General features: G+C 68.9%; 15 protein-coding genes. 7 read left to right on the top strand and 8 right to left on the bottom strand.

Annotation, left to right across the window (positions count from 1 at the left end):
• From ACIRG5_RS39165 to ACIRG5_RS39155, 3 genes are all read right to left on the bottom strand, one after another.
• Nucleotides 1-447: a nucleoside deaminase gene (locus tag ACIRG5_RS39165; RefSeq protein ID WP_093604833.1), complete on the bottom strand. Its 447-nt coding sequence runs from the start codon at nt 445-447 to the stop codon at nt 1-3.
• A 10-nt stretch (nt 448-457) separates the two neighbouring features.
• Entirely contained in the window at nt 458-2,788 is a 2,331-nt protein-coding gene (locus ACIRG5_RS39160; protein WP_402914700.1) for an immune inhibitor A domain-containing protein, read from the bottom strand.
• A gap of 113 nt (nt 2,789-2,901) precedes the next feature.
• The gene (locus ACIRG5_RS39155; protein ID WP_319978743.1) at nt 2,902-3,231 is read right to left on the bottom strand and encodes a TfoX/Sxy family protein; all 330 of its coding nucleotides are present in this window, start codon (nt 3,229-3,231) and stop codon (nt 2,902-2,904) included.
• Between the two features lie 84 nt (nt 3,232-3,315).
• Here ACIRG5_RS39155 and ACIRG5_RS39150 point away from each other — a divergent pair, with 84 nt between their 5' ends.
• Nucleotides 3,316-3,588 (top strand): YggT family protein, encoded by a 273-nt coding sequence (locus ACIRG5_RS39150; protein ID WP_402914696.1) that lies wholly within the window; start codon nt 3,316-3,318, stop codon nt 3,586-3,588.
• On the opposite strand, the gene ACIRG5_RS39145 is transcribed toward ACIRG5_RS39150, so the two are convergent.
• On the bottom strand, nt 3,569-5,104 hold the full coding sequence (locus tag ACIRG5_RS39145) for an FAD-binding oxidoreductase (RefSeq protein ID WP_402914694.1): 1,536 nt from the start codon (nt 5,102-5,104) through the stop codon (nt 3,569-3,571). The two genes, ACIRG5_RS39150 and ACIRG5_RS39145, sit on opposite strands and share 20 nt — an antisense overlap.
• 94 nt (nt 5,105-5,198) lie before the next feature.
• Here ACIRG5_RS39145 and ACIRG5_RS39140 point away from each other — a divergent pair, with 94 nt between their 5' ends.
• Nucleotides 5,199-5,981 carry a hypothetical protein gene (locus ACIRG5_RS39140; RefSeq protein ID WP_402914691.1) on the top strand — a complete coding sequence of 261 codons (783 nt, stop codon included), beginning with the start codon at nt 5,199-5,201 and terminating at the stop codon, nt 5,979-5,981.
• Here the strand turns inward: ACIRG5_RS39140 and ACIRG5_RS39135 are convergent.
• Together ACIRG5_RS39135 and ACIRG5_RS39130 are read right to left on the bottom strand one after the other, a co-directional pair.
• A complete protein-coding gene (locus tag ACIRG5_RS39135; RefSeq protein ID WP_402914690.1) occupies nt 5,978-8,566 on the bottom strand; it encodes a CHAT domain-containing protein in 2,589 nt (862 codons plus the stop codon). The genes ACIRG5_RS39140 and ACIRG5_RS39135 overlap by 4 nt on opposite strands.
• Complete coding sequence (locus ACIRG5_RS39130; protein WP_402914688.1) at nt 8,563-8,985, bottom strand: hypothetical protein; 423 nt, start codon at nt 8,983-8,985, stop codon at nt 8,563-8,565. The genes ACIRG5_RS39135 and ACIRG5_RS39130 overlap by 4 nt, the downstream gene beginning before the upstream one ends.
• On the opposite strand from ACIRG5_RS39130, the gene ACIRG5_RS39125 reads away from it, so the two are divergent.
• The 5 genes from ACIRG5_RS39125 to ACIRG5_RS39105 all read left to right on the top strand — a co-directional run bounded on the left by ACIRG5_RS39125 (nt 8,956) and on the right by ACIRG5_RS39105 (nt 13,667).
• Nucleotides 8,956-9,843, top strand: coding sequence for a S8 family peptidase (locus ACIRG5_RS39125; RefSeq protein ID WP_402914686.1), 888 nt, complete (start codon nt 8,956-8,958; stop codon nt 9,841-9,843). The genes ACIRG5_RS39130 and ACIRG5_RS39125 overlap by 30 nt on opposite strands.
• Before the next feature lie 54 nt (nt 9,844-9,897).
• Nucleotides 9,898-10,515 carry an RNA polymerase sigma factor gene (locus ACIRG5_RS39120; protein WP_402914683.1) on the top strand — a complete coding sequence of 206 codons (618 nt, stop codon included), beginning with the start codon at nt 9,898-9,900 and terminating at the stop codon, nt 10,513-10,515.
• Nucleotides 10,493-10,936 (top strand): hypothetical protein, encoded by a 444-nt coding sequence (locus ACIRG5_RS39115; RefSeq protein ID WP_402914680.1) that lies wholly within the window; start codon nt 10,493-10,495, stop codon nt 10,934-10,936. The genes ACIRG5_RS39120 and ACIRG5_RS39115 overlap by 23 nt, the downstream gene beginning before the upstream one ends.
• A gap of 98 nt (nt 10,937-11,034) precedes the next feature.
• Nucleotides 11,035-11,835 carry an SAM-dependent methyltransferase gene (locus ACIRG5_RS39110; RefSeq protein ID WP_402914678.1) on the top strand — a complete coding sequence of 267 codons (801 nt, stop codon included), beginning with the start codon at nt 11,035-11,037 and terminating at the stop codon, nt 11,833-11,835.
• Nucleotides 11,835-13,667, top strand: a complete 1,833-nt coding sequence (locus tag ACIRG5_RS39105; protein ID WP_402914675.1) for a diguanylate cyclase domain-containing protein — start codon at nt 11,835-11,837, stop codon at nt 13,665-13,667. Before ACIRG5_RS39110 ends, ACIRG5_RS39105 begins: the two co-directional genes overlap by 1 nt.
• A 43-nt stretch (nt 13,668-13,710) precedes the next feature.
• On the opposite strand, the gene ACIRG5_RS39100 is transcribed toward ACIRG5_RS39105, so the two are convergent.
• A complete protein-coding gene (locus ACIRG5_RS39100; protein ID WP_402914673.1) occupies nt 13,711-14,229 on the bottom strand; it encodes a snapalysin family zinc-dependent metalloprotease in 519 nt (172 codons plus the stop codon).
• Between the two features lie 572 nt (nt 14,230-14,801).
• Nucleotides 14,802-15,398, bottom strand: coding sequence for an ATP/GTP-binding protein (locus ACIRG5_RS39095; RefSeq protein ID WP_319978727.1), 597 nt, complete (start codon nt 15,396-15,398; stop codon nt 14,802-14,804).
• Nucleotides 15,399-15,405: the final 7 nt, after the last annotated feature.

Raw genomic sequence — 15,405 nt, 5'->3', positions numbered from 1 at the left:
TTAATCCTGGCCGATGTCCTCGTACCAGAGCTCGGGACGCTCGGCGATGAACGTCGTCATCAGCTCGACCAGCGCGGGATCCTCGACGACGGTGATGCCCACGCCGTGCTCGGCCAGCCAGTCGTGGCCGCCGTGGAACGTCGTGGCCTCGCCGATCAGGACGTTCGAGATGCCGAACTGGCGGACCAGGCCGCTGCAGTACCAGCACGGCGACAGGGTCGTGACCATCGTGGTGCCGCGGTAACCGCGCTGGCGACCGGCGTTGCGGAAGGCCGAGGTCTCCGCGTGCATCGAGGCGTCGCCGTCCTGCACGCGCCGGTTGTGGCCCCGGCCCAGCAGACGGCCGTCGCCGTCGAAGAGTGCCGCGCCGATGGGGATCCCGCCTTCGGCGAGTCCCATCCGCGCCTCTTCGACGGCGACGGCCAGCATGTCTTCAGCAGCAGTCATGCATTCGACGCTACTTCGTCTTGTACAACTTCACCGTCATCGACGTGCCGCTCTGGCGCAGAACCTTCAGGCCGACACCGGCGGCGGGCAGCTTCACACCCGCGTTCGGCTGCTCGGCGTACCAGAACTGCTTGGTGTCGTCGAACGTCGGCTGAGCCGCCGCGCCGCGGACGTAGGACGCCTTGCCGTTGACGTGCAACGTGAAGGAGTCCGACTTCTGCAGCGAGAACGGTGCGTCGTACCCGCTGACGGTCGGCGACCAGCGCTGGCCCTCCAGGTTGTAGAGCGGCGCAGGATTGGCGTCGATCGGCAGGATCAGGCCCTCACCGGGGTGCTCGCTGACGTTGTTGTCGAGGAAGCTCGTGTTCCACAACGACACCAGCAGGCCGTCCTGGTACGGGAAGTGCTCCACGAAGTCGGGCTTGTCCGGGAAGCTGTAGCGGTACGGGCCGGTCTGGTTGTACTTGCCGTACGACTCGTAGGTGCGGTTCGAGGCGATGTAGAACTGGTCGAACGCCTTCGTTTCCTTGCCCTCGGTCGTGCGGAAGCCGCGCGTGGTCCACAGACCGGCGGTCTCGCCGCCATCGGTCAGCACCGGGGCGCCGTCCGCGGTCACCGTGATCTGGTCGGCGAAGAAGCCCTGCAGCGCAAGGGCTCCGTCGGTGCGGTAGGCGAAGCGCAGCTTGGTGTTCTTGCCGGCGTACGCGTCGAGCGACACGTTCACGTCGACCCACTGGTTGTCCGACGAGCTGCTGATCGCGGGCGAGTTGCCGGAGTCACGCGCGAACGGCTGGCCACCGGCGGTGCCGTCGAGCTGCGTCCAGCTGCCGTCCTCATTGGACGCTTCGACGTAGAGGTAGTCGTAGTCGGCCTCGATGTCGAAACGCGCCTTCAGAGTCAGCGACGCACTGGTCTTGCCGCGCAGGTCGAGCGGGGCCGTCATGGAGTTGTCGAGGTCGTTGCCCTTCTCGCTCCACCACATCCTGCTGCCCGCGAAGGGAGCGCCGTAGTCGAAGTTCTTCGAGATGTCCGGGAGGACGACCACGAGCCCCTGGGCCTTGGCGCTGTTGTACTCGTGCGGGCCGAGGTCGAAGACGCGTTCCTGACCGGCGACCGCGACCTCGTAGTCCAGCCAGCCGAGCTGCAGCTTGTCCCACGCGGAGAACTCGTTGGCGCGCTCACCGGGAGCCTCACCAGGGGCGTTCACCCGGTTCTGGGCCATGATCGACCACCAGTTGACGCCGTTCGTGCCGCCGTTGGTGTCGTAGTGGTCCGGCAGGCCGAGGTCGTGGCCGTACTCGTGCGCGAAGACGCTCACGCCGCCGTTCTCGGGCTGCACGGTGTAGTCGCCGACCCACAGGCCCGTGTCACCGATCTGAGCGCCACCGAGCTTGTTGCTGCCAGGACCGGACGTGTAGTTCTTGTACGCGTAACCGCGGTGGCTCCAGAGCGCGTCCTCGCCCTGCAACGGGTCGCCGTCGGCCTGGTCGCCACCGGCGTGCACGATCTGGAAGTGGTCGATGTAGCCGTCGGCCTCGTTGAAGTCGCCGTCGGAGTCGTAGTCGTAGCGGTCCCACACGTCGTACTCGGCCAGCGACGCCTTGATCTGCGCGTCGGTCTTGCCCGCGGCCTTCTGGTCCGCGACCCACTGCGTGACCGCGTCCTTGATGAGCTCACGCGAGTTGTTGCAGATGTTGTCGTTGCACGGGTAGCCGTTGCTGCGGCCGTAGCGCGCCTCGTTGTACTTGACCTTCACCCAGTCCGTGACGAGGCCGTTGACCGTGTACCGGCCGCTCGACTGCTTGTCGTAGAAGTTCGCCACGGAGTTGGCGTCCTTCTTACGGCTGAAGTACAGGTCCTGGAAGTACTTCTGGCTGAAGTCCTGGCGCCAGATGGTCGTGTTGTCCACGGCCCGGTTCGGCTCGGGGATCTGGTTGTGCGTCGGCCCGTCGAACCGCTGCGGCCCCGGCGTGGCCGGGTTCGTGTCGCGGTCGGGGTAGTCGGGATGCCGCTCGTTGCCGAACTCCGTGAGGATCACGAAGATCTTGTCGGTCTTCTCCCGCTTGAGCTCGACGTACTGGTCCTTGTCCTGCTTCTTGCTCTTGCCGACCTTCGCGACGGTGCTGGTCCCCCGCTTCTCGGTCGACTTCTGACCGGTCAGCACGTCGGCGAGCGCCTGCTGCTTCAACGCGCGGCGCTTGATCTCCAGCTCGTGCGGCTGCTCGTCGGACTGCCGCGTCTCCTGCACCTCGGGCTGCGCGGGCGGCGTCGCGGTCGCCGGTGTGACCATGCCCGCGGTGATGAGCGCGAACGCCGCTGCTCCCGCCAGAACTCTTCGCACTTGTCGTTCCCCTCTCGGAATCCCGAGCGCACGCTACGTAGGGGATTTTCGGCTCGACACGTCCGAAGGTCGGGAGAAAAGGGACAAGCCGTGAGTGCGGGCTCGCCGCCGGCTCACTTCGGCGGCAGCGCTTCCACGAACTCGCGGCACCGCGCGATCCAGTCCTCCAGCGCCTCGTCCTCCGCCACCGCCTCGCCGTCGACGACCACCCAGCCGTTCATCGGCCGTCCGGTGAAGTCGAAGACGCGGGCGCCCGGCTGGGCCAGCGCGTCGGCCTGCGCCTGCGGGCCGACGCGCGCGATCACATCGGAGCCCAGCACTCCTACCAGCATGTTTCCCCGCCACATGAACACCAGGCTGCCGAACATCTTCTTCGTGCTCAGGTCCGGGAGGTCGCCCAGCGACTCGCCCAGACGGTGCGCAAGGCCCTCGTCGTACGCCACACGCTGAATACTCTCTCAGCGAGTTGCCAGGCGCCTCTCAGTTTGCTGTGGCTTGATGGACATACAGGACATAAGGAGGCCATCTTGTTCGGCTTGGTCGGATGGATCGTCGGTTGGATCTTGACGCTGTTCATCCTCGTGATGATCGGCCGGATGATCGTGGACTGGGCGGTCACGCTGCAGGCGCGCGGTGACTGGGTGTGGAAGGTGCGGCGGGTGACGCACGGCGTCACCGAGCCCGTGCTGGCGCCGGTGCGCAAGGTGTTGCCGCCGGTGCGGTTCGGCGGGTTCGGGCTGGACCTCGCGTTCACGGTGGTGTTCATCGCGGCGCTGATCCTCAGGTCGATCGTGTGGTGAGAACGCCGGGGTTGAGCACGCCCTGAGGGTCCAGCGCGGCCTTGGCACCGGACAGGGCCGCGCCGAAGACGTCCGGACGTTGGCGCGTGTACCAGGGCATGTGGTCGCGGCCGACGGAGTGGTGGTGCGTGATGGTGCCGCCCGACGCGATGAGTGCTTCGGAGACCGCGGCCTTGATCTCGTCCCATTGCGCGGTGAGGCTGCCCCAGCGGCCCGGCGCGTAGATGCCGTAGTAGGGCGCGGGACCGTCCGGGTAGACGTGGGTGAAGCGGCACGTGACGATGCCGATGCCGCACACCTTCTTCAACGCCTCGGTCGCCGCCTCCGTCACCGCCGCGTGCAGTCCGGGGAAGCGGTCCCAGGTGCAGGCCGTCTCGAACGTCTCGGTGATCATCGCGTGCTGGGCCATCGCGTCCCGCTGGTAGGGCATGCGCAGGAACGACTTCCGCCACTGCCGCGCCGCTCCCTCGACGACCTCGCCGTCACCGCAGAGCTCCAAAGCGCGAGCCAGCAACGCGTCGACGGGGTGGTCGGCGGACTCGAAGGCCAGCACCAGCACGGACGACGGCGACCCGGCGTTGAGGAACGCCTCCGCCGGATCCAGCAGCCGGCAGTTGGCGGGATGCAGCCCGGACTGCGCGATCAGCCGCGTCGCCTCGACGGCCCGGTCCCACGACGCGAACCGCACCGACGCGCCCGCCCGGTGGACCGGCGGCTCCTGCAGCCGCATCCACGCCTCGGTGATCACGCCCAAGGTGCCCTCGGAGCCCAGGAAGAGCCGGTCCGGCGACGGACCCGCGCCCGACCCCGGCAGCCGGCGCGACTCGGAGATCCCGCTCGGCGTCACGACCCGCAGCGACTCGGTCAGGTCGTCGATGTGCGTGTAAAGCGTGGCGTAGTGGCCACCGGCGCGCGTCGCGAGCCAGCCGCCGAGCGTCGAGAACTCGAACGACTGCGGGAAGTGCCGCAACGTCAGCCCGTGTTCCTTCAGCTGGGCCTCCAGCGACGGCCCCAGCACCCCCGCCTGAATCCGCGCGGCACGACTCGCCGGATCGACCTCCAGCACCCGGTCCAGCCCGCCGAGGTCCAGCGTCACGACCCGGTCCAGGTCACGCGGTTCGACCCCGCCGACGACGGAAGTGCCACCGCCGAAGGGAATCAGCGCCACGCCGTTCGACCCGCACCAGTCGAGCACGTCCACGACGTCCTGCTCGGTGCGCGGCCGGGCGACGGCGTCCGGCAACGGGCCGACGTCGCCGGCGAGGTTGCGGGTGACGTCGCGGTAGGCCTGACCGCGGGCGTGCGCGAGCCGGTCGACGGGATCGGTCGAGTAGATCTCGCCCGGCGGCTCGATGCGCGGCTCCGGCAGGTCCAGGGACGACGGGTCCGGTGGCTCGTGGAACGTCAGGTCCGCGTCCGGCAGCACGGCCCGGACCCGCTCGACCAGCGCACTGCGTTCCTCGGGGGTGACGGCGTCCTCGACGGTGCCCCAGCCCCACCACGACCTCGTTGTCATGACGAGCAACCATAAGCGAAACGCTGCCGTTCTGGAATGGCGTGAGTAGATGTACTCGCGCGAACAAGAGGATCGCGGCGCTACCGTCGACGTCATGAAGGTCTGGGGGATAGCACTTCTGGTGATGGCGCTCGTGGTGACCGCGTACTTCGCCGGCCAGCCGGACGGCAACAGTGCCACCGACGAGAAGGCCGGACAGGTCGCCGAGCGCATCGGTTACCCGCGCGGCACCGACGGCAACGACTACGCCCGTTCCGCGCTCTACGGCAACACGGACCAGAAGTACTTCGCGGTCCTGGAGATCACCGACAGCCCGACCACCGACCCCCAGAAGGTGCGCGCCAGCCTGCTCTTCCGCGTCTACGACCCTGGTACCACCGAGTCCACGGGCTTCCGGCTCTGGGACGAGGATCCGGTGACCGCGTGCTACCGCGCGGACTTCAACCACTACGGCGTCACCGGCGGCGGCCCCGACCGCGTCCGCTGCCCGGACGGCGCGAGGCCGATCGTCCCGCCGCCCGCCCAGCGCACCGGCGTTCCGGAGAGTTACGTCGAAGCCTTCAAGACCGTTCTCACCGCACTGCCACCCACCCCGACGCGGGACGAGGTGCTCGCGGCGTTGCGGGCCGGCCTGCCGCCGATGCCGGTCGATCCGGAGACCAAGCTGCCCTGGAAGGAACCGCGCCTCGACGCGTTCGTCAAGGACGGCGCCGTCGGCATCGTCGCCGGTGGCGGTGGCGACTGCCTCAACGGAGTGCGGCTCGCCAACGGAACGGTCGAAGCCTGGCACCCGCCGCGCGTGCAGACCCAGCCGGGCGAGATCGGCTGTTCCGGCGAGGGCGCGCTGGTCCTCTACACGACGCCCCCACCGCACTAACCCGCGCCGAAGCAGACGAACCCCACGGCCGCCGCGTAGGCAGCGTCGTCGGTGGCAGCCCGTTGCACCGCCGCCAAAGCCTCGGCCGGAGCCATCCCGGCGGCGAGTTTCTGGTGCAGTTCCACCATCACCGGAGCCGTGCCGTCGGTCGGCACCGGCACCACGGGCGCGATCAACGTCCGGGTGCCCAGGCCGAGCAGTGCCGCGGTGAAGCCCATCAACTCATCGCCAGGCCGGACAGCGGACTGCCCGGTGTCGCACGCCGACAGCACCACGAGGGTCGGCGGGGTGCGCAGGCGTTCGATGTCGTAGACGGTCAACGGACCGTCTGCCAGCTCCAGAGCCGAGAACAGCGGGTTGTCGACGCGGAACGAGCCGTGGGCGGCGATGTGGGCGAGCGCGGCACCGTCCATTGCGGACGCGACGGCGCTCACGGTCGCCTCGGACTCGACCAGAACACGTCCGGCGACGTGCGCGCTGATGGCCTTGATCTCGGCAGGAGCAGCGGCCATGCGCGGCCCGGCGGCCAGCACGGCCTCACCGGAAGCATCAGGCACGGAGGTGGCGCGCAGCCAGACCGATGCCGAAGGCGCGACGGTCACCTGACGGTTCAGGACGGCCCACGGCAGGCCGTTCAGAGCACCGGTCGGCACGACCACCAAAGGCCGTCCGGCGATCCGCGACGACAAGGGATCGAGCAGACGGCGAGCCAGCAGCGAAGCGGCGTGCGCGGCCGACGAGCGGGCCACGGCCATGTTCGGCAACTGCGGCGGCAGGGTCACGAGGCGATGCAGGGCGAAGCGGAGCAGGCGGATCTCGCGGACCACGCCCTCCACGGCGCCCAGCGAGTGCAGCGAGGCGCGGCCGCCGGCCAGGACCACGGCCATCAGCACGCCGTCGTACTCCACGAACTCGATCAGCGCCGACGAGCCCAGAGCGGACCCGAGCGAGCCGACCGACGGCGGTTTGAAGACGGAGACCTCGCCCGACACCTGGCGGGTGAGGTCGCGGACGCGTTGCTCGGCGCGGACCAGCTTCGCGCGCAGGGCACCGGCGGGTTTCCCGGCCAGCACAGCGGATTCCACGTCCGCCGCCACCGCGCGCAACGACGCCAGAGCGTCCTCGAGGCGGGGATCGTCCGGCGGTGACACGGACTTCATCCGCAACGCCCCGGCCCGCCAGCTCTCGGTCCACGACAGCACGCGCGCCGCGTTTCCCGACGCCACCGCGAGCCGCAGGCCCTCCAGCGCGAGAGCCTGGCCCTGCACACCGGTCGACGCCCGCAGCTCGGCCGCGCCCAGCGACACCCGGTACTCGTCCAGCAGCCCGATCCCCCGGCGCAACGCGGACGAGGTCCCCCGCACGTCACCGGAAAGCTTGCGGCGCAGCGCTTCCGCGTACCAGCCACGCACGCGCAGACCGGCCGGGCCGCGCAGCCGGGCACCGGCGGCGACGGAGAACTCGGCGACGGCACGGGCGCGGTGGCCCAGGTCGGCGGCGACCACGCCGGCGTCGATGCGGGCCTCCAGCGCGGGCAGCCGCCAGTCCATCGCGTCCAGCTCGGAGGCGACCCGCGACAGGGCCAGCCGCAACGGCCTGTTCCGGTCCCCGCGCAGCACCGCCGCGTGCAGTTCCAGGTAGCGCGCACCGGCCGCCCACAGCAGGCGTTGCTCGCGGCGGAACCGGCGGCGCGCCTCGGCGGCGAAGGAGTTGGCGGCGTCGGGATCGTCGTCCAGCAAAGCGATCCGGGCGCGGAAGTACAGGGCCTCCGAGACACCCAGCGGGTTCTTCAGCGCCTTCAACTCGGTGATCGCGCGGTCGGCGGCGGCGCGGGCCTCGTCCAGCAGCGGCACCGAGACGAGCAGCTCCAGCCGGTTGACCAGCAACACCGGTCGCATCACGTCGAGGCGGCGGTGCACCTCCTCCGCCTTGTCGAACAACGTCAGCGCGGCGGGCACGTCGCCGCTGCGGGTCGCCATGATGCCGGCGTTCCAGTGCACGTCGGCGACGCCCAGCTCCTGGCCGAGCTCGCCCAGCAGGGAAGCCGCCAGCTCGAAGTCGGCCGACGCCTCACGCATGTTCCCCACGTACGCGCGCACGAGGCCGCGGTTGTTCAGAGCGCGCGCCTCGACCAACTGGTCCACCACGCGACGTGCGCCGGCGATGGCCGCGGTGTAGTCGCGCTGCGCGTCGTCGTAGCGGGTCAGGTAGTGGAAGACGACGCCGCGTTGCATCAGGGCGGCCACCGAGTCCGCGCCCGTCAGCGAGGGCATGGCGTCGTCCAGCAACGTCAGCGCGGCCTTCTGCTTGCCCGTGTAGGCGAGCACCCACGCGAGACTCATCTGGGCCAGAGCGGTCAGTCGGGGCAGCGCCGCGTCCGAGGCGATCCTGATCGAGCGACGCAGATGTCTGGCCGCGCCGGGGAAGTCGTGCATCTCCCGCAACGCGAGGCCGATCGCGCGCTCGGCGATCGACCATTCCGAGCGATCTTCCGTCGCGCGAAGGACAGCGCGGGCCATCTCCACGGCCGCGCGCGGGTTGCGCTGCCTGGCCTCCAGCGCGTCCTCCGCACAAAAGTCGGTCACGGCAACACTTTATCCGCTGTGGTAGCTTGATCAAGCTCGGTCGGGGTGCCCGTCAACGCTGCTTTAGTGAGGCCGTGGTGTCGAAAACGCCAGAAAGCGCGGAGCTTTACCAAAGAGCTTTCCTGCAGCTCATCGCCGACGACAAGAACATCAGCTTCCACGCCGAACGCGGACGTGAATTCCTTTATCGACCCGGCCAGTTGCTCGTCGCAGCCGAGGATCAGCAACGCGTGATCGAGAAACTGCGCGAAAACAACATCGACGCCCGGCCAGGCGAAGGATTCGCCGGATTGGCGCGATTGACGTTGCCGAACAACGCGGAGGACATTCCCCGCATTGTTCGCCTGTTGCGCGACCAGCGAAACTGGCCGAACGAGCGCGTTCCCCTCGTGCAGCCGCACCACGTGATCGTCGGGCACGGCGGTCTCGTCATGGGCAACCCCGGCGACCGGCCCTACCCGACCGGCCCGGTGGTCGCGCCGAAGTTCGACGAGCGCCTCAAGAACGTGCGGGTCGGCATCATCGACACGGGCATCTCGCAGGGCGCCGACAGCGACCACTCCGACTGGTTCGGGGGCCGCTACGCCAAGGAGGCCGACGACGTCGACCCCGCCTACAGCAGCGGCGACAACTTCGCGTTGCAGGGCGGCCACGGCACGTTCGTCGCGGGTGTCATCCAGAACGCGGCGCCTGGCGTCACGTTCGACCCGGAGGTCGGCCTCGACCCGAACGGCTTCGGCGACGAGGAACGGCTCTGCCGCAAGATCACCGAGCTGGGCCGGAAGAAGATCAACCTGCTGAACCTGTCGCTCGGCTGCTTCACCGAGGACGACATCGCCTCCGAACCGCTGCGGCGCACCATCGAGGCCCTGCCGGACGACATCGTCGTGGTGGCCTCGGCCGGCAACCAGGGCACGCAGCGGCCGAGCTGGCCCGCCGCGCTGTGCGGGGTCACCGCCGTCGCCGCCGCCCAGCAGGAGCGGGACGGTTCGATCGGCCCCGCCTTCTACTCGAACTGGGGCCACTGGGTCGACGCGTGCGCGATCGGCAACCGGGCCTCCACCTACCTCAAGGGCGAGTGGCAGCTGCCCGGCGAGGCCGCCGCCACGCCGTTCGCGCTGTGGGCGGAGTGGTACGGCACGTCGTTCGCCGCTCCCCTGGTCACCGGCCGGATCGCCGCCACGATGGTGTCGGACGGCATCGGCGCAGCTCAGGCACGTGACAAACTGCTGAGCGGGCCGGAGATGCATCCCGGCTACGGAATTTTCGTCAAATAGTTGTATCTGGGGAGCAACCTCGGCCTCCGCCAGTTGTGATCGCAAGGAGTCGACGTGAGTTCTGCATCCCCGATCGCCGCGCTCGTGAGCGCGGCGGCCGAGGGCGACCAGTCGGCGTGGAACGAGATCGTGGACCGTTACACGCCGCTGGTGGTGTCGGTGATCTACAAGCACCGGCTGCGCCCAGCGGACGCGGCCGACGTGAACCAGACGCTGTGGCTTCGGCTCGTGGAGCAGATCGGACGACTGCGCGAGCCGGAGGCACTACCGGGCTGGATCATGACGACCACCCGCAACGAGTGCCTGCGCGTGCTGCGGGTGCAGCAGCGGACGCACCTCTACGACCCGTTGTCCGAGTCCGACGCGCTGGAGTCGGAACAGGCGGACGCGGACGTGGAGGCGGACCTGCTGGCCGTGGAGCGGCGGCAGGCGTTGCGAGATGGGTTCGCCGAGCTCACGGAGCAGTGCAAGCGGTTGCTGACGAGGCTGATGACCGATCCGCCGCCGAGCTACCAGGTCGTGAGCGAAGAGCTCTCGATGCCGGTCGGCAGCATCGGCCCGACGCGGATACGTTGCCTGGAGAAGTTGCGGAAGACCCCTGCGCTGTCGGCGTTTCTGGGGTCACCGTTGAAGAGAGGAGGTGTGCTGGGTGCGGCACGACTGGGACAGTGACGAAGTACTGCTCGACGCCTTGCGCGACGCGTTGAGCACACCTTCGGAGGATGTGCCGCCGGAGTTCGTGGAGGCCGCGAAGGCCGCTTTCACGTGGCGGAACATCGACGAGGAGCTGATGCTCATCACGTCGTACGACTCCGTGCTGGACGACACGCTGTTCGCCCGTGCGCGGTCGACGTCGACGGCGCGACAGCTCGTGTTCGACGCGGACGGCGTGATGCTGCAGGTGGAGGTGTCGGCGGCGGGTGTCACCGGCCAGCTGATGCCGGCCACCGGACAGGTCACCCTCGTGACGCCGGCCGGCGACCACGAGACAGCGGAGCTCGACGAAATGGGCATGTTCGTCATGGGGGCCGCACCACGAGGACCGGTGAAGTTCCGGTTCGCAAGTGGCTGCACCGATTGGTTCATCCTCTGACTCACCATTCGTGTGATGGGTGAATTCCCTCGTTCGGCCTACGCCTGCGGCCAGTAGGGTTATCGACGCTCAGAATTCGCATCGCGAGAGGTGTGGCTGTGGTCGATCGAGTCAGCTGGGTTCCGGAAGGCGTCAACGTCGAGGTTCCGAGTTCCGCCCGGATCTACGACTACCTGCTCGGCGGCGGACACAACTTCGAAGCGGACCGCAGGACGGCGGAAGCGCTGATCAAGGTCCTTCCGGTGCGCGACATGGCCAGGCGCAACCGCGCCTATCTGCGCCGGGTCGTGCTGGAGCTGGCCGGACTGGGTGTCCGGCAGTTCCTCGACCTCGGTTCCGGCATCCCGACGGTGGGCAACGTGCACGAGGTGGCGCACGAGGTCGCCCCCGGCTCGAAGGTCGTGTACGTCGACTTCGAACCGGTCGCGATCACGCACGCCGAGCTGATGCTGGCGGGAGAGCAGGACGTGACGGCGCTGCTGGGCGACCTGCGCGAGCCGGAGAAGGTCGTGGCGCAGGCTCGGCAGCACCTGGACTTCTTCCAGCCGATCGGCCTGCTGGTCGTGGGCGTCCTGCAGTTCATCCCGGACTCGGACGACCCGTGGGGCGTGTTGTCCCGTTACGTGGAGTCGCTCTCGTCCGGCTCGTACCTGGCGCTGTCGCACTTCACCGCGGACAGCATGCCGGCGGCCATGGCTGCGGGTAAGGAGATCTTCGCGAAGACCGCGGAGCCCATCACCCCGCGCACCCGCTCCCAGGTGACGGACATGCTGGCGGGCACCGAGATCGTGAAGCCCGGCGTCGTGTTCACGCCGCAGTGGCGGCCCGAGACGCCCGAGGACGTCGGCGACGACCCGTCCAAGGCCAACCTCTACGCCGCGGTGGGTCGCAAGCCCTGATGACCGCCACGCCCGTCGCAGAGCGCTGGGCGGCTGTTCTGATCGAGAGCGCGTATTCGCCGATGTCACGGCGGAGGCTGACGCAGCACCTCGAGGAACACGCCGCCCGGCTGCGTGCTGGGCAAGAGGCGGCGGCCATCGGCGAATGGCTGGTGCGCAAGCGTTTCACCGGGCCGGACTCGTTGCGCCGCACGCTGGAGGTGCTCGGGCCGGAGTTTCCTCCCGAGGTGCTCGGCGCGCTGGCGTCGGGCTACGTGCGGGCGACGCGCGACCAGTTGTTCGCCGAGCAGGAGTTGGTCAAGAACGCGCTGCTGAAGGCCGTCGAGGACGCGCAGCGCGACCTGCACGACAGCGAGGCCCGCTTCGCCCAGGTCTTCGCGACGACTGCGGTGGGCATCGCGATCTTCGACCTGGACGGCGCGGTCGTGGAGGCGAACGAGGCGCTGGCCGCGATCCTCGGGCACGAGGAGATGCCCAAGGAACTGTTCGCCGAGCCGGACGCGACCGCGCTGGCCGCGGCCTGCCGACGGACACTCGCGTCCTCTGTGGACACTGATCGGCGGGAGTGGGAACTCACCCGCGCCAACGGTGACACGGTGTGGGCGAACGTCGTGCTGTCCGTGCTGCGCGGATCGGACGGGCTGCCGAAGTTCCACGTGGCGTTGATCGAGGACGTCACCGAGCAGCGGATGCTCCAGGAGTGGCTGCGCCACCAGTCGCTGACGGACCTGCTGACCGGACTGCCGAACCGGGCGTCGTTCACCGACAAGCTGGAGTCCGCGCTCGCGACCGGCGAACCGCACACGCTGGGCTACCTGGACGTCGACAGCCTGACGATCGTCAACGACGGTCTGGGATACGTGGCGGGCGACGCCGTGCTCGTCGAGGTGGCGCGGCGGTTGCGGGTGGTGCTGCCGGACGCGGTGGTGGCACGGGTCGGCGGCGACGAGTTCGTCGTGCTGATCCAGGGTTCTCCCGACGTCGCGGCGCTGGCGGCGATGATCGACGAGGAACTGTCCGAGCCGGTGTACCTGGAGGGCGCCGGCGTCGCGGTGTCGACGTCGATCGGTTTCGTGCACACGGCGGGTCCCGGCGTGGATCCCACGGCGGTGCTGCGGCGCGCGCATTCGACGTTGCGAAGAGCGGAAACCGGCGGCAAGAGGCAGTGGGCGATCTACGACCACGAGGCCGACGCCGCCGACCGCACCCGGTTCGCGCGGATCGCGGCGATGCCCGGTGCCTTCGAGAACGGCGAGATCTCCGTGAAGTACGCGCCGGTGTCGTGGGTCTCGGGACCGCTCGCCTTCGTGGAGGCCTCACTGCGGTGGGGCACCACCCGGCACGACGACGTCGTCGCCCACGCGGACGCTCTCGGCCTGGCCGCCCGGCTCGCCAGGATGGTGCTGCAGGACGCGTGTTCGCGCGGCGAGCCGGTGCTGATCCGGTTGTCCCGGGACCAGTCGCGGGACCCGGACCTCGCGGCGCACGTGCGGTCCACGTTGCGGGCCAACTCGTTCCCGGCTTCCTCGCTGTTCCTGGCGCTGGACGTCCGGTCGATGCCGGACGGCGAGGAGAACCTCGAGGTGCTGCACGACATGGGCGTGCACGTGCTGCTACACGAGTTCGGCGGCGGGTTCGGCGGGCTGTCCACTGTGGACCGCAGTCCGGTGTGGGGCGTCCGGCTGGCCAGGCCGCCCTCGGAACGGCTTGCGCGGCAAGGGCTCGCGCTCATGGTGCCGCTGCTGCGGTCGGCCGGCGTGCACGTGATCGGCGGGCCGGGCGACCCGGACGAGCTTCGGGCGCTGGGCGTGGATCTCGTGGTCTCGCTGTGAGTGGTTGTGGCCGTCAGGGAGACCACAACCACTCACGTGCGATTTAGGCAGCGTCCTCGAACGTCGTGGCCTGAACCGTCACGGACCCGCCGAAGTTGCGCACGACCTCGGCCTTCTCCGCGGCGTTCGGGTTGGGGTTCGTGCACGACGTGCCGGCGCTGGCACCGGACATCAGGTCGGTGCACAGGCCCGTGCGACGGTCCGGCAGGCCCAGGATGTGGCCGAGCTCGTGCGCGGCGATCCGGGTCTTGTTGTGGCCCTCGGTGACCGCCTGGCGGCCCATCCAGATCTTGCCGCGGCCGAGGCTCGTCGTCTGGGCACGGGGCCAGCCGTTGTCCGCGACGATGGTGATGTTCGCAGCCCCGGAGACCTTGACCAGCTTGATGGTGTTCGGGAGCTGCGTGTTCCACACGTTCGCGCCCGCGTCGACGGCCGACACGAACTCAGCGGCGCCGGACGAGTTGTAGGTCAGTGTGCGGGGCGCGGCTTCCGCGGTGCCGATGAGACCGACCGAGAGGGCGGCAGCACTGGCGACCACAGCAATTGTTTTGCGCAGGGACACAGGAATCTCCTCGCAATGCAGGGTAATTGCACCCCGACTGTATCGCTGCGCCGTTGGGGCACAAGAAGAGTCAAGTGTGAACCGCCGCTGGCACGGTCAAGAGCGTTCGTAGGTGATCGGACGACCCGGATCGCGAAAGTACCGCACGGCAAGGCGAAACACGCCCTACTACCGGACTTCACGCGAACTCGGGCACCGGACCGGCCGCCGCCGAACGGGCGAATAACTGTTCACACGCGTCTGGCTCTGATGGACCAGAAGGCGCAACGACGATCAGGGCGATGCGGCGAAGTAAGCGGTGACCACGCGCATGTCGGCAGGCGGCGGAAAACTCGCGTTGTCCTCGCCCAAATCGCCGATCCTCACCGTCCACGCGGGTTTCGTCCTGTTCACCGGCGAGCACGAACCACTGGTTCCTGGTGATCTTGTCCAGTCGCTGACCCACCTGACGCGCCTGCCCTTCCGAGTACGAAGACTCGCCGGGTCATCGGTCGTGACGCGAGAAGGGTTACCGCACAACGCGAACGGGGCCGGTGCACACGGCACCGGCCCCGTTTCCGCGGGAAGCGGGTCTACGCGAACGAAGGCTGGCGCAGCGCGTGCTCCACCAGCGCGATCAGGATCTGCTTCGTGGACTGCCGGTTGCGGGCGTCGCACGGGATTATCGGCACCGACGACGGAATCGTCAGTGCGTCCCGGATCTCCTCCGCACGGTGGTGCATGAGACCGTCGAAGCAGTTCACCGCGATCACGTAGGGCAGATCGCGGTCCTCGAAGAAGTCGATGGGCGCGAACGCCTCGTCGATCCTGCGGGTGTCGACCATGACCACGGCACCGATGGCGCCGCGGACCAGGTCGTCCCACATGAACCAGAACCGGTGCTGACCGGGCGTGCCGAACAGGTACAGGATCAGGTCCTTGTCCAGCGACACCCGGCCGAAGTCCATGGCCACCGTGGTGGTCACCTTGTCCGGCACCATCGACAGGTCGTCGACGCCTACCGATGCCTGGGTCATCACGGCCTCGGTCGTCAGCGGGGTGATCTCGGAGACCGACCCCACGAACGTCGTCTTGCCGACGCCGAACCCACCGGCGACGACGATCTTCGACGACACCACGCTCAGGCCGGCCCCAGGTGACCCCGGACGACCCGGAGCACCGTTGCTCATGGGAACT

Source organism: Lentzea sp. NPDC102401, assembly GCF_044765805.1.
GTDB classification, from domain to species: domain Bacteria; phylum Actinomycetota; class Actinomycetes; order Mycobacteriales; family Pseudonocardiaceae; genus Lentzea; species Lentzea sokolovensis.
This window is presented reverse-complemented; position numbering and strand designations above follow the sequence as displayed.

Excerpts from the sequence above, each read along its gene's own strand:
- ACIRG5_RS39165 (WP_093604833.1), bottom strand. The coding sequence starts at position 447 with ATGACTGCTGCTGAAGACATGCTGGCCGTCGCCGTCGAAGAGGCGCGG.
- ACIRG5_RS39145 (WP_402914694.1), bottom strand. The coding sequence starts at position 5,104 with ATGACAACGAGGTCGTGGTGGGGCTGGGGCACCGTCGAGGACGCCGTC.
- ACIRG5_RS39140 (WP_402914691.1), top strand. The coding sequence starts at position 5,199 with ATGAAGGTCTGGGGGATAGCACTTCTGGTGATGGCGCTCGTGGTGACC.
- ACIRG5_RS39105 (WP_402914675.1), top strand. The coding sequence starts at position 11,835 with ATGACCGCCACGCCCGTCGCAGAGCGCTGGGCGGCTGTTCTGATCGAG.
- ACIRG5_RS39095 (WP_319978727.1), bottom strand. The coding sequence starts at position 15,398 with ATGAGCAACGGTGCTCCGGGTCGTCCGGGGTCACCTGGGGCCGGCCTG.